The 19,428-nt window shown below is 67.0% G+C and carries 17 protein-coding genes; 9 read left to right on the top strand and 8 right to left on the bottom strand.

Features of this window, described 5'->3' with window-relative positions:
• Positions 1-6: 6 nt before the first annotated feature.
• Complete coding sequence (locus HWY45_RS12465) at positions 7-1,641, bottom strand: tyrosinase family protein (protein WP_059881565.1); 1,635 nt, start codon at positions 1,639-1,641, stop codon at positions 7-9.
• A 392-nt stretch (positions 1,642-2,033) separates the two neighbouring features.
• Here HWY45_RS12465 and HWY45_RS12460 point away from each other — a divergent pair, with 392 nt between their 5' ends.
• Genes HWY45_RS12460 through HWY45_RS12445 form a run of 4 tightly spaced genes read left to right on the top strand, consistent with a single transcriptional unit; the run spans position 2,034 to position 4,967 of the window.
• Positions 2,034-2,228 (top strand): hypothetical protein, encoded by a 195-nt coding sequence (locus tag HWY45_RS12460; protein ID WP_038740699.1) that lies wholly within the window; start codon positions 2,034-2,036, stop codon positions 2,226-2,228.
• Positions 2,225-2,974, top strand: coding sequence for a hypothetical protein (locus HWY45_RS12455; RefSeq protein WP_230946942.1), 750 nt, complete (start codon positions 2,225-2,227; stop codon positions 2,972-2,974). The genes HWY45_RS12460 and HWY45_RS12455 overlap by 4 nt, the downstream gene beginning before the upstream one ends.
• Positions 2,971-4,086: an NAD/NADP octopine/nopaline dehydrogenase family protein gene (locus tag HWY45_RS12450; RefSeq protein WP_059881563.1), complete on the top strand. Its 1,116-nt coding sequence runs from the start codon at positions 2,971-2,973 to the stop codon at positions 4,084-4,086. Before HWY45_RS12455 ends, HWY45_RS12450 begins: the two co-directional genes overlap by 4 nt.
• Complete coding sequence (locus tag HWY45_RS12445) at positions 4,080-4,967, top strand: phytanoyl-CoA dioxygenase family protein (RefSeq protein ID WP_059881561.1); 888 nt, start codon at positions 4,080-4,082, stop codon at positions 4,965-4,967. Before HWY45_RS12450 ends, HWY45_RS12445 begins: the two co-directional genes overlap by 7 nt.
• Before the next feature lie 9 nt (positions 4,968-4,976).
• Here HWY45_RS12445 and HWY45_RS12440 read toward each other — a convergent pair whose 3' ends face one another.
• Both HWY45_RS12440 and HWY45_RS12435 read right to left on the bottom strand, forming a co-directional pair.
• A complete protein-coding gene (locus HWY45_RS12440) occupies positions 4,977-6,131 on the bottom strand; it encodes an NAD/NADP-dependent octopine/nopaline dehydrogenase family protein (RefSeq protein WP_059881558.1) in 1,155 nt (384 codons plus the stop codon).
• Positions 6,128-6,856, bottom strand: a complete 729-nt coding sequence (locus HWY45_RS12435; protein ID WP_059881556.1) for a class I SAM-dependent DNA methyltransferase — start codon at positions 6,854-6,856, stop codon at positions 6,128-6,130. The genes HWY45_RS12440 and HWY45_RS12435 overlap by 4 nt, the downstream gene beginning before the upstream one ends.
• Positions 6,857-7,035: 179 nt before the next feature.
• Between HWY45_RS12435 and HWY45_RS12430 the strand changes: the two genes are divergently transcribed.
• Positions 7,036-7,278, top strand: a complete 243-nt coding sequence (locus HWY45_RS12430; protein ID WP_150998936.1) for a hypothetical protein — start codon at positions 7,036-7,038, stop codon at positions 7,276-7,278.
• Between the two features lie 43 nt (positions 7,279-7,321).
• A complete protein-coding gene (locus HWY45_RS12425; protein ID WP_063895635.1) occupies positions 7,322-11,299 on the top strand; it encodes an FAD-dependent oxidoreductase in 3,978 nt (1,325 codons plus the stop codon).
• Here the strand turns inward: HWY45_RS12425 and HWY45_RS12420 are convergent.
• Positions 11,203-11,775, bottom strand: coding sequence for a hypothetical protein (locus HWY45_RS12420; protein ID WP_170304041.1), 573 nt, complete (start codon positions 11,773-11,775; stop codon positions 11,203-11,205). The two genes, HWY45_RS12425 and HWY45_RS12420, sit on opposite strands and share 97 nt — an antisense overlap.
• Here HWY45_RS12420 and HWY45_RS12415 point away from each other — a divergent pair.
• Both HWY45_RS12415 and HWY45_RS12405 read left to right on the top strand, forming a co-directional pair.
• Positions 11,719-12,903 carry a porin gene (locus HWY45_RS12415; RefSeq protein ID WP_059557708.1) on the top strand — a complete coding sequence of 395 codons (1,185 nt, stop codon included), beginning with the start codon at positions 11,719-11,721 and terminating at the stop codon, positions 12,901-12,903. The genes HWY45_RS12420 and HWY45_RS12415 overlap by 57 nt on opposite strands.
• A 354-nt stretch (positions 12,904-13,257) precedes the next feature.
• Complete coding sequence (locus HWY45_RS12405) at positions 13,258-14,457, top strand: LLM class flavin-dependent oxidoreductase (protein ID WP_059881628.1); 1,200 nt, start codon at positions 13,258-13,260, stop codon at positions 14,455-14,457.
• Positions 14,458-14,497: 40 nt separating this feature from the next.
• On the opposite strand, the gene HWY45_RS12400 is transcribed toward HWY45_RS12405, so the two are convergent.
• From HWY45_RS12400 to HWY45_RS12385, 4 genes are all read right to left on the bottom strand, one after another.
• Positions 14,498-15,001, bottom strand: a complete 504-nt coding sequence (locus HWY45_RS12400) for a disulfide bond formation protein B (RefSeq protein WP_059881554.1) — start codon at positions 14,999-15,001, stop codon at positions 14,498-14,500.
• Entirely contained in the window at positions 14,998-16,398 is a 1,401-nt protein-coding gene (locus tag HWY45_RS12395; RefSeq protein WP_059810116.1) for a pyridoxal phosphate-dependent decarboxylase family protein, read from the bottom strand. The genes HWY45_RS12400 and HWY45_RS12395 overlap by 4 nt, the downstream gene beginning before the upstream one ends.
• A 46-nt stretch (positions 16,399-16,444) precedes the next feature.
• Positions 16,445-17,671 carry an MFS transporter gene (locus HWY45_RS12390; protein ID WP_059881552.1) on the bottom strand — a complete coding sequence of 409 codons (1,227 nt, stop codon included), beginning with the start codon at positions 17,669-17,671 and terminating at the stop codon, positions 16,445-16,447.
• Between the two features lie 118 nt (positions 17,672-17,789).
• Positions 17,790-18,743 (bottom strand): iron-containing redox enzyme family protein, encoded by a 954-nt coding sequence (locus HWY45_RS12385; protein WP_081064503.1) that lies wholly within the window; start codon positions 18,741-18,743, stop codon positions 17,790-17,792.
• 334 nt (positions 18,744-19,077) lie between these two features.
• Between HWY45_RS12385 and HWY45_RS12380 the strand changes: the two genes are divergently transcribed.
• Positions 19,078-19,380, top strand: coding sequence for a 2Fe-2S iron-sulfur cluster-binding protein (locus tag HWY45_RS12380; RefSeq protein ID WP_059810111.1), 303 nt, complete (start codon positions 19,078-19,080; stop codon positions 19,378-19,380).
• The last annotated feature ends 48 nt before the right edge of the window (positions 19,381-19,428 follow it).

The raw sequence follows: 19,428 nt of genomic DNA, 5'->3' as shown, positions 1-19,428 counted from the left end.
GCTCGCTCAATCGGGCTGCCGATAGACGCTCACCCGGCCGACCTCGATCTTTTCCTCCTCGGGCAGCGCGCGACGTGCCAGCAGGGTGACGGTGATGTTTGCGCTCGGCAGCTGGTCTTCACGATACAGCTGGTCCAGCAAGTGCGTGATGTCCAGCACGTAGGTCAAGCCGTCCCCGCCATGCGCGCCATCCGCCGTGCTGGCGCGCCGCAGGCCGAACAGCGCGATGACACCCGCCTGGTGCGCGCGCAGGATCGCCGGCGTGCGGGCACCGGCCGGCAGGTTCACATAAACGCCCAGCACGGTCGCGTCCAGCCCGCCGCGCACGTTCTCCAGCTTGAGGTACACATGATCGGGCGGCGCCGCGAGCGACGCTTGCACGAGACTCGTGACCACGCGCTTCTGGACATCGGCGTCCAGCCGCACGCTGACGGGCCCGCTGCCGGCCCCCGAGATGTCGACGGCGCCGGTGCTGGCGCCCAGCAGCTCGGCAGGCGCCTGCGTCGCCCGCGGGCTGGGCGCACGGTGCGCGGCCGCGGCCGGGAGGCCGGCGACGCCCAGCCTCTGCAGCCGCAGCAGCAGCGGCGCTGCCGCGGGATGGCTGGCCACGGCAAGATCCTCGTACGTGTAGTTCAACGTGGCAAGGCTGGTCACGTCCTTGGGGGCGTACTGCCAGCTTTCGCCGCCCGGCATCGGCATCACGAACACCTTCGCGGGGCCCTTGAGCCAGTCCGCGTCCTCGGGGTTCAGGTTGCCCGCCGCATTCCACGACGCCCACATGCGGTCGATGTTGCAGTGATGCAGGTAGAAGATCGGGTCCAGCCCCGCCGTGCCGGGGTCCGCCATCAAGCCGTAATCGGTGTTGCTGATCTCGCCGCCCGTGTACACGTGAACCAGATCGTGCGGGTTGTGCTCCATGTTGCCGTGCGGGCTGCCTTTATGGGAAAACCACGGGTGACCGGGGCCACCGAATCCCGGCAGCGGAGTGGCCTGATCCGACCCGGTGAAGAGGTCGTTGGTCATGCACGCTTGCGTCACGTCGCCATCGGACGGGTCGGGATCCTGATCGTTCGTCTCCCGCGTGTCCGTCGGAATGTAGATGTCGCCGTCTCCATTCGGGCCATACCGCATCGCCACATACAACGGATTGGCCGTGACGCCGTCGGGCAGGGTCGGCTGGGCGAAAGCCGGCGGCATCTGGGCGTCGGCGCCCTGCGCGCCGCCGAAGTAGTTCCAGTAAGGCAGCGCCCAGGTTGCCGGGCCGCCGAGACTCACGATGTCGGCGCGCAACTGCGCCTCGAGCGCCATCAGATACCCGCGGTGCCACGGCAGGAAGTACCAGGTGCCATGCTGGCATTGATTCCAGTACCGCTCCTGCGTCGCGTGGTTCGGGAGCGGCGTGGTCGGCACGCTCGGCGGGGCCTGGATCTCGCTCCACCTCGGAAAGGTGTGCGGCGGAATCTTCTTGGTCGTCGCGGCCGTGAGGTATTCGCCGTGAATGGCTGCGAAGAACCACCAGCTCGCCGGATCGTCCAGCGATCGCGCCATCATCTTGCCGACGCCCCGCGCGTACCAGAGGAGATCCTGATTGCTGAAATCGCCGCCCGCATTCCAGGCGTCGTTGCGAATATAGTTGGCCATTTAATGGTCTCCTTAATAACTTGTATTCAAGCCGAGTCCGCTTGCTTTCTCTTTATCGACGGAATTTCCGTCTGTCGCGCATGAACGGCCCCGATGCGCGGAGAACGCCTTATAGGTGAAATCCCTTGCGGACGGACTTCGAAGTCTAGGACAGGCGCCGCCGGTTTTTATTCATACAAGTGCGCATTGAAATTCGCATTGCATTTGCTATGAAATTTCCATTGGCGTCATCTCTCATGAAACTCGCCCGGCCTGCGATCGCACGAATGACGCGTTCGCTTAATCGCATGACGCCCGAAATCACACCGGATGTCGCTCCTTGACTTCGCCCACCCCATTACCTAGAAAGATTAGGGCATGACTTTCTTCATAATTTTTACAAGGAGATCAGCATGGCTTACGTCATCATTGCCGCTCAGGATATTCGTGATATTCGCGAGCGTCTCGGCGCGAATAAATTGACCGACGACGACGTCAAATTCGTCGATCTGCTGTTGCAGCGCGCGCATCGCACGGCCGAGATCCATGCGGCGGCGGACCGGCTGACCGTCGACCGTCTGCCGATCGGCTTCGATCTCGTCAAATGACCGTCACGCGCAACGCGTACGAAGCGGATCCGCCGGCCGCGACGCCGTCGCCGGCGGCATTTCGCGAAGCGATCGAGGCAGTGCTGCTCGAGGAGGCGCAACGATATCGCGCCGAAGTGCCGCGCGCCGGGCAACTGGCGGACGCCACGCTGCCGTTCGACACCGATTACTACATCGCGCACCGGATCGAGACCGTGCATCGCATCCGCCTGACGGCGCGCACCGATGCGCTCGCGTTGCAGAAAATGCTCGACGAGGATTACGACACCGCGTGCCGCTGGGGCGACTACATCGTCGAGGAAATGAAGCACGATCGGATGTTCCTGGCCGATCTCGCCACGCACGGCTACCGCAAGTCCATCATCGACGAGCGGCCGCCGTTGAAATCGACGCGCGCGCTGCTCGACCATCTCGAGGCGCAAATCCACCGCGTCGGCTCGGTGGCCGCCGTCAGCTATTCGATTTTCGTCGAGTGGAATTCGGCGCGCTTCTCCCGCGCGGCGATCGAACGGGCCGCCGCGGTGTTCGGCGAGCGGCACGTGCGCGGCGCGAACGCGCACCTGCGCATCGACGAACAGGACGACCACTATGCGGAGATGGTGGAAATCGCCTATCGGCTGACCGCCGAGCGCGGCGGCGCGCCCGTCGTCATCGCGTTGCTGCGCGAGATCGCCAGCCTGCTTCGCGCCACCTTCGTCGAGCTGCACGCGCTCACGGCCCCGTCGCCCGCCGCCGCGACGTCATGAAGGTCGCCGTCTGCGGCGGGGGCAGCATCGCGCTCACCGCGGCGGCGGTGCTCGCGGCCCGGCCGGGTTTCGAGGTTTCGGTGCTCACGCGCGCGCCGGCGAACTGGTCGGGCATCGCCACGATTCATTTCGGCGATCGCCTTCGCCTGGCCGGCCCCGTCGATGCGACGGACGACCCGGCCCGCGCAATCGGCTCGCGCGACTGGGTGTTGCTCGCGGTGCCCGCGTTCGCTCACGCCGCGCTGCTCGAACGCATCCGGCCGTTTCTCGCGCCGCATGCCTGGGTCGGGTGCATCGGCTGCGCAGCCGGTTTCGACTGGCGCGTTTCGCGGATACTCGGCAACGGCGTGCGGCATTTCGGCCTGCAACGCACCCCGTGGGTCGCACGCACCGTCGTGCGCGGCCAGGTGGTTCGCGTCACCGCCGTCCGCGGCCGCGTCGGCATCGCGGGCCATCCGGCGCGCGAATTGGCCGCGCTCGCGCCGCGTCTATCCGACGCATTCGGGCTCGAGCTTCACCCGCTGAACGGCTACCTGTCCGTCACGCTCGGGTTCGACAACCCCACGCTGCATCCGCCGCGCCTCTTCGCGCTCTACGGAAGCGGCAAGCCCGTCCCGCCCGCCGTGCGTTTTTACGGCGACTGGGACGACGCGGCCAGCACGCACCTGCTGCGCGTCGACGACGAGCTGGCGCGGATTCGACGCGCGCTGAACGTGCCCGACGAAGTCGGTGCGCGCGCCCATTTCGGCGTGGATTCGCCGGACGCGCTGACGGCGCTCATCCGCGCGATGACGCCGTTGCGCGACATCACCGTGCCGTCCCGCGCCGACGGTTCGCCCGATACGGATGCGCGCTTCTTTCAGGAAGACTTCGCGCACGGGCTGGCGATCCATCGGGAAATCGGCCGACTCGCCGGCGTGGAAACGCCGGCGCTTTGTTCGATGCTCGAATGGGCCGAAACGCTGACCGGAAAGCCACGCGACGATCGCGCGATGCCCCCTTCGCCGTGGCACGACGCGCAATCCCTGGGGCTACGCGACGCGGCATCCGTCGAATCCTTCTCGCACCATGCCGGCGCCGGCGCCGCAATCCTGGATGGCTCGCCATGCTGACCTTTCCGGCCGCAGCAGCACTCCCGCCCGACCAGGCCGCTTGCCTGCCGACCGAGGCCGACTGCGCGGCCTACGCGCAACGGGGCTGGCACGTGAGCGACGCGATCGTTCCGGCCGGCTTGCTCGACGCGGCCGCCGAGGATATCGCGCGCTACCGGCGCGGCGAGCGCGACGCGTCGATTCCCGCGCAGGCGACGCAGCGCGACTGGGTCGAGGGGGCCGCGCAAGTCATCCGGATCAACGGCTACCTGTCGCTGCAGATGCGTGCGGTGCGCGACCTGGTCGCCTATCCGGCCATCGCCGCGATCGCGGGGCGACTCGCGCGCACGCGCGAGATCCGCCTGTTCCATGACCGCCTGATCGTGAAGCCCGGCGGGCTCCCGGCCGCCTCGACCGAAACCGGCTGGCATACGGACGTGGCCTACTGGGGCAACTCGAGTTCGACGGAATTGCTCACCGCATGGATTCCGCTCGCGGATTGCAGCGTGAACGACGGAACGCTCGCCGTCGTCGAGGGCAGCCACCATTGGCCGACCATCTCGCTGGAGCGGCGTTTTCTGACGCCCGACTTCGACGGCCAGGTGCCGCGCACGATGGTGCCGGATGCGGTCGAGCCGGTCGTGCGCGTGTTGCCCGTTACGCGCGGCCAGGTCGTGTTTCACCACAGCCGGGTGCTGCACCGGAGCGTGCCGAATCTCGGCACGGCCCCGCGGATCGCGCTCGCCGTCCATCTGCAGGACGAAGCGAATCGCCATCAGCCGTGGATTCAGCCGAACGGCCGCCGGGCAATGCATTCGAACGAATTGCTGTGCAGGCCGACACCGGGCGGCGCGCCGGATTTTGCGGACCCCCGCGTCTTTCCCGTGTTGTGGCGCGAGTAGGCGGCCGCGTCACCTGAGCGCGTCGACGAGATCCGCCGCGCTCGCCACGCCGAAACGCTGCGGCACCGGCAAGCCGAGCGTGTCCGGGCCCAGCGCGTGGTGGTCGTCGAGCCACGTTTTGCCCATCCAGCGCTGCGCCCAGCGAATGACCTCGTCCAGCGCCGGCGTCGCGGCGCCCGCGATGTCGGCGAGTGCGCGTTGCACGACGATGCCGTACGGCACGTCCTCGGCGAAGTAGTAGCTGTGCAGGTCGGGCGTCCAGCCGTCGTCGACGGCCCGCATCGGCACGGGCCGGTCGCGCAGTGCCGCGATGCGCCGGATGATCCGCGTCATCTCCTGCGCATCGCGCGCGCCGTAGTGTTCGAGCAAGCTCCGTCGGCCCGACAGATCGGCCGGACACGCGTGGCCGATCGATTGAAGATCGCCCTCGCACGCGAGATAGCGCGCCGATGCCGGGTCGTCCCAGTCTTCGTAAAACTGCGGGCGCGTCGCCCACACGCCTTGCGGAGAGGCGTCGCGCCAGAGCGCGTAAAGGCGCGCGGGATGGAAGATCGGATTGGAGTTGCTCAGGCAGACCGCAAGGTAATGCGCGAGCGGCGTCGTCGGGATGTTGAGCAGCGCTTGCAGCCATCGCGCGGCGGACGGTGCGTAGCGGCCCGGCACGGTCGCGACGAACAGCGCGGGACGGATGCCCGACACCCACACGACCTCGCCGTACGAGACGACTTTCCGGACATACGGCACGCGCTGCAGGCCGAGAAAGCGCTGCTCGGGGCCGAGCGCAGCGCGCACGGCCCACGGCAGCCCGCCATAGCCCGGAAAGCCCGCGAGCCAGGCGTGCGGGCCCAGATACGGCGCGATCCGGCGCAGCACGGCTTCACGCGCGGCGTGCGGGATCGCCAGGATCACGAGGTCGGCGCCCGCGACCACCTCGCGCGGGTCGTCCGACACCGCGTGCACGGTGCCGTGCAGCTCGGCCTTGTCGAGATAGATCAACCGGATGCGCCGCGACCAGCGCGCCGGCTGGCGCGTGAGCAATCGCACCTCGTTCGACGCGCGCGCCCCCAGCACCGCGACCAGCGCATGCGCGAGGCTGCCGCCGCCGCACACGCAGATCCGGAGCGGCGCACCCGGCGCCCGGTCGGGATAAAGCTCCGCGCTCATGGCCGCTCGGCCCGGCGGGCCAGCCACAGCGGCTGGCCAAAGCCGGCGACGTCGACGCGCCGGCAGGAAAAGCCGCCCGCCGAAAGCGCCGTCTCGATCTCGCGATCCTCGAAAAGATGCAGCACGTGACGATCGACGTGATGGCTGACACCGGCTGCGGCCGCTGCGACCAGCCAGTGGAAATCGAGTATCGCGTCGCGGTTGTCGCGCTTGAGCACGGCCTGCCGGCAGAGCTTGAGCGCGCTGCCGTCGTGCACGTCCATCCAGAGTGCGCCTTCGCGTGCCTGGGCCGGCGTCAGCCAGGGGCGCAGCACGAGCACCCCGTGCGGCCGCAACGCGCGCGCGAACGCCGCGATGGCTTGGGCGAGCTCGTCGCACGAACGCAGATAGGCAATGGCCGAACAGAGGCAGAGGATCGCGTCGACGCGCTCCGGCCAGTCGAAGTCCCGGAGATCGGCCAGCCGCAGCGGCGCGCCGGGAAGCTTGTCGCGCGCGACGCGCAGCATCGCGTCGCTGCGGTCGAACCCGCTCACCGCGTAATGCCGGCGCAGCGCAACCAGGTAATTGGCCGTGCCGCAGGCCGCTTCGAGCACGTTCGCGCCGTCACGCACGCCTTGCGCGCGCAGCAGCGCACGCAAGGCGTCGGCATGGCCGGCGTAATCGAAGCCCGCATGCACCAGGTCGTAGTAGCGCGCGAAATCGCCGTAAAGGAGAGCTTCCGTCATTGCGCCTCGATATCGATCGAATTCGAATGTGCCGCACGGTAATCGACAAGTATAGGCAGCGCCGTTCCAAAATGACTGGCAAAAATAACAGGTGGAATATTAAATACCCGACCACTAATATCAGATTGGAAATCCACCGAAACACGGATTCGACATCCTCGAATCGGCAAATATGACGAGTGGACGACGGCGTCAATCGCGCCGGGCTTCCGAGCGGCAAAAAAGACAATATTTCAAAAGCAGGGTTGTGCGGCTTCGGCCGACGATCGCATAGCCGGCTGTCGCGTTTTATCGGTTTTAAATTCAATATTTATTTAAAAAAGGCTCGCCCGCCACCGGGTCGAACAGCCCTTCAAGGAGACCTTTCAAATGGACAGCCTTGTCCGATGTCGATTCAGCGCCTGATGCACCCCGCCCATTGACGTAGCCGTCCCCGCTGTCACACCACCCATCAAGAGGATCGTCATGAGCTTCCTTCATTTCAATGCCACGACCGTCACGCCGGTGCGCCACGCCCGCCAGCGGCGCCCGCTCGGCGCCGCGTTCTCGAACTGGATCCTGGCCAACCACGGGGCCACCTACCGCGCCAGGATCGACCTGCAGCGCGCGAAGGCCGCCGAAGTCCGCGCGACGCGCGGCGCCACCGCGTACAAGCTGTCCGCGAAGGCCGACGCCCCGCAGGTCGGGATCGTCGGCGGCGGTTTCGCGGGCATGTTCGCGGGGCTGATCCTGCAGTCGCTCGGCATCGAGTTCGAGCTGTTCGAATCGTCGGGCCGCGTGGGCGGACGCATACATACGTGGTACTCGAGCGACTACGATCCGAACGACGTGCAGCGCGCCGGCCTGTACGGCGAAGTGGGCGGGATGCGCCTGCCGCAGTTTTCCGCGGACATGCTGCCGGTGCAGCAGCTCGCGCTGGCGGTGAACGCGGTGCTGGCCCGCAACGGCCTGGACGACCAGGCCGTGTACTGGCGCAAGTTCTATTACGATTCGCCGCAGCAGCGGCTGCGCTACAACAACATGGCGACGTTCACGACGCTCGCGCAGGCGTCGCTGGAGAGCTTCAACTTCGGCGTGGCGAACGGCGGCGACGTGCCGCTGGTGTGGGTCACGCCGAAGCCCGCCGGCAACGGCCAGTCGTACCTGCCGATCAACATGGTGCTGGACAAGGTGAACGCGCCGTTCCTGACGGCCATCAACCGGTCGTTCGCCGAGGGCTTCGACCTGCTGATGCAGTACGACCAGTATTCGATGTGGGACTACCTGACGACGCAGTTCCGCCTCGGCGATCTCGGCGAATACTACGATCCGGCGATGGGCGCGAAGAGCGACCTGCTGCCGTGGTCCGTGGCCAATTTCCTCGAGACCACCAACGTGGGCAGCGGGATGTACTCGGTGTCGTTCGTGGAGATGGTGATCGCCGTCTACGACTGGGGCGGCAGCAAGGACCCGTACCGGCCGGACGACGACGCGATCTACATGCTGACCGTGGACCAGGGGATGCAGCGCTTCCCCGACGCGTGCCGGACGGTGCTCGATCTGCAGGACGCCGTCACGGAGCAGGATGGCGTCACCGCGCAGATCCAGGTCGGCATGCTGCCGCAACCGGGCGGCCCGTACAGCTACGATCCGCCCAACCTCACGCCGGACGCCAGGCCGCCGCACGCCACTGCCGCCTATCCGGATGCCGCGTCGCGCGGCGAAACGCAGCGGGCCGCCTACAAGCAGCGCGTGCACCTTCTGCACGAAGTGACGGCGCTGCGCCACGACCCGAGCCTGAACGACGGCCAGGGCGGCATGCGGGTCACGGTGCGCCGCACGCACGACGGCCGCGAGCATGAGCGGACCTATCCGTACGTCGTCACCACGCTGCCCACGGGCGCCTACCTGAACGGCCGGAAGCACCTGAACCTGCTGGAAGGGATTTCCTTCGACAAGGCGCAGGCCATCCGCGAATGCAACTACATGGCGTCGTTCAAGGCCTTCCTGACCTTCAAGCGCCAGTTCTGGACCGAAACGGGCGAGCGCCAGGAGCAGACCGGCGGCTACGGCGCGGCGGCGACCGACCGCCCCAACCGGCAGATCATCTATCCGTCGTACGGCTATGCGGCGGACAAGGGCGTGCTGCAGGTGTATTGCTGGGCGCTGGACGCGCGCAAGCTGGGCGCGCTCGACGACCGCGAACGCATCGCGGAATGCCTGAAGGGCATTCAGTACCTGTATCCCGAGGTCGACGTCTACGAATGCTTCGCGGGCTACGAGGACGGCGTGACGACCAAGACCTGGTTCTGGGACGAGCATGCGGGCGGCGGCGCGTTCGCGCTGTTCAAGCCGGGGCAGTTCAAGAAGCTGTACCCGACGCTGCTGACGCCCGAGTTCGACGGCTGCCTGAACTTTGCCGGCGAGTGCTGCTCGGTGCATCACGGCTGGATCGTCGGCGCGCTGGATTCGGCCTACAACGCGGTGCTGAACATCCTCGAGCATGCCGGAGAGGTCGACAAGATCGAGACGATGCAGAACACCTGGGGCAAGTTCCTGGCGCCGGACATCGAAGGCGACCCGGCAACGGCCAGCCAGATGTCGTATGCCTATGACTACAACCTCGCGGACCGCGATGCGGCATCGAAGCCGCCGGGCGGCGGCGACAGCATCTACGGCGACCGGCAGTACGTATTCAATGGCCAGGTGCCCGCGTTCGTGGCCGACTACGACACGGTGCCGCAATCGATGAAGGCCACCAACCGCGACAAGCAGGTGCTGGCGATGCTGAACGCGGCGTGGGACGACAACGTCGCGTGGCGCGCCAAGCTGCCGCCCAGGCAGGTGGACATGGAAAACGCGGTGAAGATGCTGGAGGACATCTACTACGGCAACAACTTCCAGACGATCCCCGCGCCGAAATTCTGGCTGAAGAGCGACGACGAGTTCGCGCGGCAGCAGCTCGCGGGCTTCATGCCGACCTTGCTCGAGAAGATGTCGACGGCCGACTTCGACCGGCTGGTCTCGGACGCCGGCATCGTCGACGCGGCGCGTCTCGGCCGGCCGGGCGCGGTGCAGTACGTGGCCAACTACCGGCGCTATCTGGAGGCCTGCACGGTGACGCCGGTCGGCTACTACCTCGCCAAGCCGCTCGTGTTCTTCACCGTGAACCACCATCACGAGCTGATGCCGGTCGGCATCCAGCTCGAACCGGGCGGCGAGCTGTTCACGCCGGACATGGCCAATGCCGAGAATGCGTGGCTGCTGGCCAAGATGCAGACCAACTGCGCGGGCCAGACGCTGCACGACGTGGGCTTCCACCAGCTGCTGACGCACCAGATCTGCGCGATGGTCTCGATCGCGCTGTTCTCGGAGGAAGTCTTCAACCCGAACACCCTGCCCCATTCCACGGAGCCGTTCCAGCAGCACCCCGTGTTCAAGCTGCTGCGGCCGCACGTGGTGAAGACCGTGGAATTCCAGCAGACCATCTACAACCGGGACTACCACCCGCATGCCGAATCCTTCCCGGCGACCCGCAACGCCAACGGCACGCCCGGCGTGTACAACATCGGCTTCGTCTACGACCTGATCTTCTCGTGCGGGCGGATCGGCAACTATCAGCTGCAGGACAAGATGTACTACGACAACGATCGCTTCCGCTTCCTGGCGCAGGCGATTCCGGCCGATGCGAAGCGCCGCGGCGTCGAGCAGACGCCGTTCTCCTACGCGTACGTCCACGACGCCAGCCTCTGGTATGACGCCATCTTCCGGTTCGTCGGCAAGTTCATCGCGGTGCAGTATCCGGGCGGCGACCAGGCGATCGCGGACGATATCCAGCTTCAGCGCTTCTTCGACAAGCTGATTCCGGCGTTCAACCACGTCGACAATGCAACGTTCGCGCATCGCTTCCCGGCCGAGGTCAGGACGGTCGCGGCGCTGCGCGACGTGCTCGCGATGTTCATCTGGCAGTTCTCGGTGCAGCACACGGTGGTGAACGACGGCGCGTACAACCAGGCGGCGTTCGTGCCCAACGCGTCGACGCTGATGTATCCGCTGCCGGCAGGCAAGCCGTCGTCGCAATGGAAGCCGGCCGACGTGCTCGCCTGCCTGCCGTCGCAAACGGCCACCTATCCGACGCTCGGCAACATGAACTTCATGGACGTGCAGATCAACGCGTCGGTGACGGGCCAGGGCCCCTACCCTGAAACGGTGACGGGCCGCGGCGTGCTGGAGCCCTCGATCGACTTCCTGCAGGACACCTACGGCTTCGTCAACCCGAAGCTGCGGGATGTCGTGTTCGAGTACTACCGGGATGTTGTGAAGATCGGCGAGGCGATCGGCGCGCGGCAGGCCAGGGATACGGCGAACTACCTGAACGCGCATCCCGGCGCCACCGCGATTCCCGAAACGGTGCTGTTCGACCTCATCACGCCGGTCAACGTGATGAATACGATCCAGACCTGATCGGCGCGGGTTTTTGATCCGGCACCGGGCGCCTCGATGGCGCCCGGTGCCGTTTCCGGGCGTGCCTTCGTCGACGGCATTCGGGCGCGCATACCGCATCGGCCGCGCGCCGCACAGCGTGCCGTTGCATAAATGCATCGCTCACCGAACGACGCACGCTGCGGATATCGAACGATTCCATCGATCGATATGACGGCCATCGCGCCGTTTCGTCGATCGACGTTCGCCGTCCCTATCAATGCGTTCGCCAAAGCAGGCAGCCCGGCCGCGATGACGGCGCGCGCGTCGAGCATGCATCGCCGCGCATTGCAAATCGATCGCGCAGCGAATTGCAAACCACGGATCGACCGTTCATCGGCCCGGCCGGAATCAATAGCATCGTGATCCTCGCAGACGTACCCATAAAAACGAGGATAGTGATGATCAAAAAATCGGTAGTCCTGGGTTTGGTTTCGATCGGATCGGTCGCCGCGCACGCGCAGAGTTCGGTCACGCTGTACGGCATCGTCGATGCCGGCATCGCCTATACGAACAACCAGGGCGGCGCCAGCAACATCCAGCAGACCAGCGGCAAGCTGAGCGGCAGCCGCTGGGGCCTGAAAGGCAGCGAGGATCTCGGCAACGGCGTGAAAGCCGTCTTCACGCTCGAAAGCGGGTTCCGGCCGAGCGACGGCGGGCTCGGCCAGGGCGGCCGCCTGTTCGGCCGGTCCGCCTACGTCGGCCTCGGCAAGACGGGCATCGGCACGCTGACGTTCGGCCGCCAGTACGACCCGCTCGCCGATCTCGTCGCGCAATACTCGGGCTCGGGCTTTTGGTCGCCGGCCACCCACGTGGGCGACAACGACAACCTGAACCAGAGCTTCCGGCTGAACAACGCGGTGAAGTTCCGCAGCGACACGATCGCCGGCTTCACGGCCGACCTGATCTACGCGTTCAGCAACCAGGGCAACGGCGGCGCGGGCACGGGCTTCTCGAACAACAACGCGTGGGGCGTGTCGGCAAACTACGTGAACGGCCCGCTGTCGGTGGGCGGCGGCTACCTGCGGCTCAATCGCCCGAATGCGACGTCGAACACGAGCGGCGCGGTGGGCGGCGCGACCACGACGACCGGCAACGACTACAGCGGCGCGTTCTTCTACGGGCTGAACGGCGGGGTGCGCAAGCAGCAGATCGCCGTCGCGGGCGCGAACTACGCGCTCGGCCTCGCCACGCTGGGCTTCGCGTGGAGCCACACGCAGCTCGACTACGTCGACGGCTCGTCGCGCAAGTTCAACAACTACGACGTGAACGCGCGCTACCAGCTCACGCCGGCGGCGACGCTGCTGGGCGTCTACACGTTCACCGACGGCCGCGCGAGCGGCTTGCCGGGCACCGGCGGCCAGACGCTGAAGCCGCGCTGGCACCAGTTCACGCTCGGGTTCGACTATGCGCTGTCGAAGCGCACCGATCTCTATCTGTCCGCCATCTACCAGCTCGCCGCCGGCGACGCGAGCACGGCGACGCCGGGCGGCTATCGCAGGATCGCGGCGATCTCGAACATCGGCAGCGCGTCGTCGACGAACCGGCAGGTCGCGCTCGTCAGCGGGCTGCGCGTGAAGTTCTGACCGCGCGCGCGGCGGGTGCGGTGGGCGCGGTGGGCGCGGTGGGCGCGGTGGGCGTGGTGGGCGTGGTGGGCGTGGTGGGCGTGGCGGGCGTGGCGGGCGCAGCAGGCGCAGCAGGCGCAGCGGGCGCAGCGGGCGCAGCAAGCGCAGCGGGCGCAGCGGGCGCAGCAGGCGCAGCAGGCCAACGGGCACGGCGGGCACGGCACGGCACGGCACGGCACGGCACGGCACGATAAGCATTGCAGGAATCGTTGCTTGTCGCCGTGCGGCCGGTTGCCGAGAATGGGCGTCCTGCCGCGCGTGACGATGCCGAATCGCGAAGGCTTCGTGCTCGCCCATCCCGTATGGAGCCCCACCATGAGCGACACCTCCGTCGCAGCATCCGTCGCGGCGCCGGCCGCGCCCTCGCCGTTCGTCGAGGTCCGCTCGCCGGCCGAGTTCCCCGACAGCCCCGTGTCGCGCGTGCTCGCGCAGCCGCTGATGCTCGGGCTGTTCCTGCCGATCCAGGCCGGCGGATGGAGCGCGTCGACGCTGCCACGCTCGACCGACTGGACGTTCGACTACAACGCCGACCTGGTCGCGCGCGCCGAAGCGCTCGGCTTCGATCTCGTGTTCGCGCTGTCGCAGTGGCTGCCGAAAGGCGGCTACGGCGGCGTGTTCGACGGCCAGGCGCTCGACTCGTTCATGACGCTGGCCGCGCTGACCGCGCGCACCGAGCGGATCATCCTCGTCGCGACGAGCCACGTGCTCTACGGGCCCTGGCATCCGCTGCATTTCGCGAAGTTCACCGCGACGCTCGACCACATCTCGCGCGGGCGCTGGGGCATCAACGTCGTGACCGGCCATCGCGCGATCGAGCACGAGATGTTCGGCTGGAACCGGATCGAGCACGACCGGCGCTACGAGATGGCCGCCGAGTTCCTCGACGCGGTCCAGCAGCTGTGGGCGCAGCCGGACAATTTCAGCTACGCGCCCGCGCTGTCGAGCTGGCGGCTGGGCGGCGCATTCGTCACGCCGAAGCCGCGCTACGGCCGCCCGCTGCTGATCAACGCGACGGGGTCCGACGCGGGCATCGCGTTCGCGGCCCGCTATTCGGATATCGTGTTCGTCACGAGCCCGGCCGGCCCCGACGCCGAACGCGCGATCGACGCGCTGCCCGCGCACACCGCACGCGTGAAGGCGGCCGCCGCGGCGCGCGGCCGCACCGTCCGCACGCTGCTCAATCCGCTCGTGATCTGCCGCGAAACAGCGGCCGAAGCGCGTGCGTACCGCGATGCGATCGTCGCGCACGCGGACGAAGGCAGCTTCCATCGCTTCGACAGCGATGCGCATGCGTGGCGCGGCGGCTTCGAGCAGCGTGCCCAGGCGGCGGCGCGCGCGATCGGCGGCAATATCTCGATCACGGGCTCGCCGGACGAAGTCGCCGACACCATCGTGCGACTGCACCGCGCGGGCATCGACGGCATTCAGTTGAGCTTCTACGACTTCAAGCCCGATCTCGACTTCTTCGGCGAACGCGTGCTGCCGCTGCTGCGCGACGCGGGCCTGCGGCGCTGACGTCGCGCCGCGGATGCATACGGCATGTCGCCGGGCGGCACTACGCTTCCTGGACGGTGTGCAGACGCATCCGCCAGCCGACCACCACCGCGATCGCCGAGAATCCCGCGAGCGCCCACATCGGTAGCGAAAGGCCCAGGATCGGCGGATAGCTTGTCTCGCACAACCCGCCGACCTTGAAGACCAGCGGCAGCCAGTGCGCGGGCGGCAGGCCGTCGACGACAGGTTGCAAGGCGTCGGCGCCGCAGCTGAACCCCGGATGGGCCTGCACGTATATGTGCCGGACCGCGACGCCTGCGCCCGCCAGCGCGCTCGACAGGGCCAGCGCCTGCCACAGCCCCGCGCGGCGCCCACCGACCGAACCGGCGAACGAGAACGCGGCGATCAGCAGGAACAAGTAGCGCTGGATGATGCAAAGCGGGCACGGATCCTCGTGCAGCACCAGCTGGATCATGAGCGCGCCCGCGACGAGCGCGATGCAGCTCGCGCCGATCGCGCGAAGCGTCCATCGTTGTGCAGCCGACGAACGGGCCGGCGTATTCATCGCCCCCCTCCAAGCGCCCGAACCAGCGACTCGAAGATGCGGTCGACGTCCCGTTCGTCGGTACGCCAGTTGCAAAACGCGGCTCGCAACCCCCAGGTGCCGTCATGGACGGTCGTGGTGATGAACACATCCCCGAGATCGCGCACCGCGCGCATGTACGCGTTGACGCGCGCCTCGTCGGGCCGGTCGGCGAGCGTAAAGCACACCACGTTCATCCGGGTCGGCGCGAGCAGCGCGAGGCCCGGCTGCCCGGCGATCCGCTGGCCGAGCCGATGCGCCAGCGCGATGTTGCGGCGGACGATCTCCGCATGCCCTTCCCGGCCATAAGCGGCGAGCGCGAACCAGGTCGACAGCGCGCGCAGACGCCGCGAATTCTCGGGGGTCAGGTGCACGAAATCCGGGTTGTCGGTCGGTACGCCAAGGTAGGCAGAACTGTTCATGAACACGCGCACCTGCAGGTCGCGCCGGCGGCTGAATTGCACCGCCGCGTCGTACGGTACGTTGAGCCACTTGTGCAGGTCGATGCAGATCGAGTCCGCCTCGTCGAGGTAGCGGACCAGCGCCGCATGGTTCGGCGAAAGCGCCGCGAACGCGCCGAACGCCGCGTCGACGTGCAGCCAGAACGGATAGCGCGAACGCAACGCGGCGATCGCCTCCAACGCGTCGAAGTCGACCGTGTTGACGGTACCTGCGTTCGCGACGACGATCACCGGCTCCCCTTCGAAGTGCTGCAGCCTGGCTTCGAGCGCATCGACATCCACTGCTTCCCGCTCCTTCAGCGTCGGGATCTTCTGCACCGCGCGCCGCCCGATGCCGAGCACGGACAGCGCCTTGTAGATGCTCGAGTGCGGCGCACCGGACAGCACCCGGATCGGCGGCAGCATGCTCACGCCGTCTTCGGCGATGTTGACGCGATTCGGGCACTGCTCGCCCAGCCATTCGCGGGCGATCGCCAGGCCAACGAGGTTCGACATCGTCGCGCCGCTGACGAGCACGCCCTGCTGCGCATCGGACAACCCGAACAGCTCGCGCAGCCGCGCGACGGTTTCACGCTCGAGATCCGGCGCGGCACTGTCGATGCCGGCGGTCGGATTCTGGTCGTACACGCTCGTCAGCCAGTCACCGGCAAGCGACGCCGGCGTCGCGCCGCCCGTCACGAAGCCCAGATAGCGCGCACCGGCGCTGCCGGAAAACCCGGGCGCCCAGCGCGTCAGGAAATCGTCGAGCGCCGCGTCGAAGCCGGGGCCGCTCGCCGGCAGCGGCCGCGGCTCGACGGGCTTCGGCGCCAGTGCGGCCGGGCGCTCGTCGATACGGTCCAGCACGTCGAGCGCATGCTCGAGCGTACGCTGCAGCACCGCTTCGATGCCGACGAGGTCGTGTGAAAGTTTGGCGTCCATGCAGTCCGTGGAGGTCGAGTGGAGAAAGCGGGATCAAATGGGAGCGTCACGCACGAGGGCGCAGCGTCGCATACCAGAACACCAGCGCAGTCGCGCTGATCGTAGCGCCGAGCGTGCAGACACCGTTCCAGCCGAAGCGCGCATACACGCAGGTGGACGCGATCGAGCCGAACGCGCAGCCGACGGCATAGAACAACATGTAGCCGGCCGTCAGGCGGCTGCGCGCTTCCGGGCGCACGCCGTAGATCAGGCTCTGGTTGGTGACGTGCACCGCTTGCAGCCCCAGATCGAACGCGATGACCCCTACGACGAGCGCAGCGAGCGAATGCATGAAGAGCGCCGTAGGCAGCCACGACACGAGCATCAGCGCGAGACCGATGCCGGAGGTCCACTGCGCGAAACCGCGGTCCGCGAGCCGGCCGGCGCGCGCGGCACCGAGCGCGCCCGCCGCGCCGGCCAGCCCGAACAGGCCGATTTCGGTGTGCGACAACGAGAGCGGCGGCGCACTGAGCGGCAGGACCATCGGCGTCCAGAGCGTCATCGCCGCAGCGAAATGCAGAAATGCGATGCTGGCGCGCACGCGCAACACGCGCTCCTGCCCGAACAGCGCGAACACCGACGCGATCAGCCGTGGATAGGACTCGGCGGCACCGGGCAAACGATGGCGCGGCAGAACGCGCGACAACACGACGGCCAGCACCAGCGTGACGCCGGCCGAGGTGAAATACACCGCGCGCCAGCCCGCGAGATCGGCAATCGCGCCGGAGAAAGTGCGTGCAAGCAGGATGCCGAGCACGATCCCGCTCGTCACGGTACCGACGATGTTCCCGCGTTCGGCCGGCTCGGCAAGCCCCGCTGCAAACGCCACCAGCACCTGGGTGACGACGCTGAGGAAACCGATCAGCGCCATGCCCACGAGCAGCACCGGCGCTTGCGTCGCGGTGCCGATCGTCAGCAGCGCAAGCGCGCTGATCACCGACTGGATCAGGATCATCCGGCGCCGGTCCCACACATCGCCGAGCGGAACGAGAAGCAGCAGCCCCAGCCCATAGCAGACGCTCGTGATCGTCATGATGCCGCCGATCGCGGCGCGCGAGATGTCGAACTGGTACGCGAGCGTATCGAGCAACGGCTGCGCGTAATAGACGTTGGCGACGGCGAACCCTGCCGTCGCCGCAAACAACAGCGTGACGGGGCGCGTCAGCACGGCTCGGGCGGGCTCCGGGCGAATCTGCGGAGGGGGCTGCAACTGCGACAGTTGTTCGAGGCTCATGATGGCGACTCGTGGCGAACCGGCATGAAGGAAGCAGGCGTGGCGGTGCGTGCGGATCGTGTGAATCCTGCAGACCGCCACCGGGACGGCAGGCCGCGCGGGGTGACGCGCGCTGTCGTCATTGCAGCGACTGGCGCATGTTCTCCATCACCTGGCCCGCACCTTCGTAGTAATCCTTCTCGACGTTGAACCGGATCAGGCATCCGATGCAGATGTCGCGGATCGCGGATGGATTCTGCGTCGCGAGCGGCAGCAGTACCCGCTTCACGAGGCTGTTGCCGTGTACCACGTCGATCTTCGTATGCAGCACGTGGTATTCGATGACCTGCTCGGGCACCTGATGGCGACGCATGCCCTTCACCATCTTCGAGAAGCGGTACGGCACGGTGTCCTCGAGCAGCGTCAGCGTGCCGAGCAGGCGCAGCACATACCAGCGCCGCAGCGCGTACATCGACAGCAGGTTGCCGTTCTTGAGCGCGAGCGCGGACGACAGGATCGATGCGTCGAAGCGCTGCAGATACTGCCGGAAGTACGGCTCCGCCTTGCCGAACAGCAGCGTATGCATGCCGTCGAGATTGCCGAGGCCCATTTCGTCCCAGAAGTTCTCGGCAACCGCGAGCTTCATGTCGCCGAGCATGCCGATCTGCGACAACGCGATCGTATCGTCGAAGCGTCCGTCGACCTGCGCTTCGAGGCAGATATAGAACGCCAGTTGCTCCAGTGACGCCTCCTCCGCCAGAAAGCGGAAAAACGGCGCGACTGCATGGCGATTCGTGCGGCGCAGTTCGTAGTACCACTCCTCGAGTTGCGCGGCGTTCTCCGGTAGCCCGGACAGATCGAGACGCGATTCCTCGTGGAGGTTCCACTCGCTCTCGAGTGTCAGGATCTGATCGTATTCCGCTGCTTTCGGGATCGTGTCGTACGCGCTCGGCGGCGCGAGTTCCCGCAGGTAGAACTGGTTCAACAGCTTCTGTGCTTCGAGCGTATTGCAACGGGGAGTGTCCGCCGTCTCGATGCCGCTCGCGGTGCGGGCCGGCTGCTGCGCAACGTCCGAAATCGCTTGTGATGACATGTCTTTCGCTCCAGGCTGGGGATATCGGTGGGAGGGGTTCCATACGACTCCGGTGAAGGCGGGCATCGCTGCGATGCCACGACCACGAAGCCGACGATGAGAGCAAATGTACCGAACGGGATGCGCGAGGGTTAGCCAGCGCGTCTCAATGGATTGACCCTGCGTCCCATCCGCGCGACGGACGGTGCAAACGAACGCGCAGAAACGGATCGTCGGTTTGTTGGGACAAAAACGCTAACGATGGATGCCACTTTTTCGTACAGTACGTGCACCGGGCTCGCCGCCGCATCGATCGGCGACGGCGACGGCCCGGCTGGACACGGAGGATGAAGCGATGCACAGGCTGACGCTGTTACCGCAGGGTATCGAAGTATGGCTTCCGAATCACGCTTCGTTGACGGAGCTCGACTTCGAACTGCATGGGCGCGAATCGATCCCGTTCGGCTGCCGCGCCGGCGCATGCGGCTCCTGTGTCATCGAAGTGCTGGAGGGCTTGCCGAATCTCGGCAATCGGGAGCCGGAAGAAACCGCTTTCCTGTGCACCCTCGGCTACCCCGACGAGCGCTTCAGGCTCGCGTGTCAATGTCGCCTGACCGGCGCGGCGACCGTGCAGGTCGCCACCACGCCCAACGGTTGACCCTCGCAACGACGCGTTTCCTGTCAGTTCCCACACTATTTATATAGG

The organism is Burkholderia stagnalis, assembly GCF_902830275.1.
Lineage (GTDB): Bacteria > Pseudomonadota > Gammaproteobacteria > Burkholderiales > Burkholderiaceae > Burkholderia > Burkholderia stagnalis.
The sequence above is the reverse complement of the archived record's forward strand: the minus strand, read 5'-3'. Positions and strand labels throughout refer to the sequence as shown.

What these genes read in the sequence shown, in the direction of transcription:
- HWY45_RS12465 (WP_059881565.1), bottom strand. Translation starts at nt 1,641, where the DNA reads ATGGCCAACTATATTCGCAACGACGCCTGGAATGCGGGCGGCGATTTC.
- HWY45_RS12440 (WP_059881558.1), bottom strand. Translation starts at nt 6,131, where the DNA reads ATGAGCGCGGAGCTTTATCCCGACCGGGCGCCGGGTGCGCCGCTCCGG.
- HWY45_RS12380 (WP_059810111.1), top strand. Translation starts at nt 19,078, where the DNA reads ATGCACAGGCTGACGCTGTTACCGCAGGGTATCGAAGTATGGCTTCCG.
- HWY45_RS12425 (WP_063895635.1), top strand. Translation starts at nt 7,322, where the DNA reads ATGAGCTTCCTTCATTTCAATGCCACGACCGTCACGCCGGTGCGCCAC.
- HWY45_RS12455 (WP_230946942.1), top strand. Translation starts at nt 2,225, where the DNA reads ATGACCGTCACGCGCAACGCGTACGAAGCGGATCCGCCGGCCGCGACG.
- HWY45_RS12395 (WP_059810116.1), bottom strand. Translation starts at nt 16,398, where the DNA reads ATGGACGCCAAACTTTCACACGACCTCGTCGGCATCGAAGCGGTGCTG.
- HWY45_RS12415 (WP_059557708.1), top strand. Translation starts at nt 11,719, where the DNA reads ATGATCAAAAAATCGGTAGTCCTGGGTTTGGTTTCGATCGGATCGGTC.
- HWY45_RS12400 (WP_059881554.1), bottom strand. Translation starts at nt 15,001, where the DNA reads ATGAATACGCCGGCCCGTTCGTCGGCTGCACAACGATGGACGCTTCGC.
- HWY45_RS12385 (WP_081064503.1), bottom strand. Translation starts at nt 18,743, where the DNA reads ATGTCATCACAAGCGATTTCGGACGTTGCGCAGCAGCCGGCCCGCACC.
- HWY45_RS12390 (WP_059881552.1), bottom strand. Translation starts at nt 17,671, where the DNA reads ATGAGCCTCGAACAACTGTCGCAGTTGCAGCCCCCTCCGCAGATTCGC.
- HWY45_RS12450 (WP_059881563.1), top strand. Translation starts at nt 2,971, where the DNA reads ATGAAGGTCGCCGTCTGCGGCGGGGGCAGCATCGCGCTCACCGCGGCG.
- HWY45_RS12435 (WP_059881556.1), bottom strand. Translation starts at nt 6,856, where the DNA reads ATGACGGAAGCTCTCCTTTACGGCGATTTCGCGCGCTACTACGACCTG.
- HWY45_RS12445 (WP_059881561.1), top strand. Translation starts at nt 4,080, where the DNA reads ATGCTGACCTTTCCGGCCGCAGCAGCACTCCCGCCCGACCAGGCCGCT.
- HWY45_RS12405 (WP_059881628.1), top strand. Translation starts at nt 13,258, where the DNA reads ATGAGCGACACCTCCGTCGCAGCATCCGTCGCGGCGCCGGCCGCGCCC.
- HWY45_RS12460 (WP_038740699.1), top strand. Translation starts at nt 2,034, where the DNA reads ATGGCTTACGTCATCATTGCCGCTCAGGATATTCGTGATATTCGCGAG.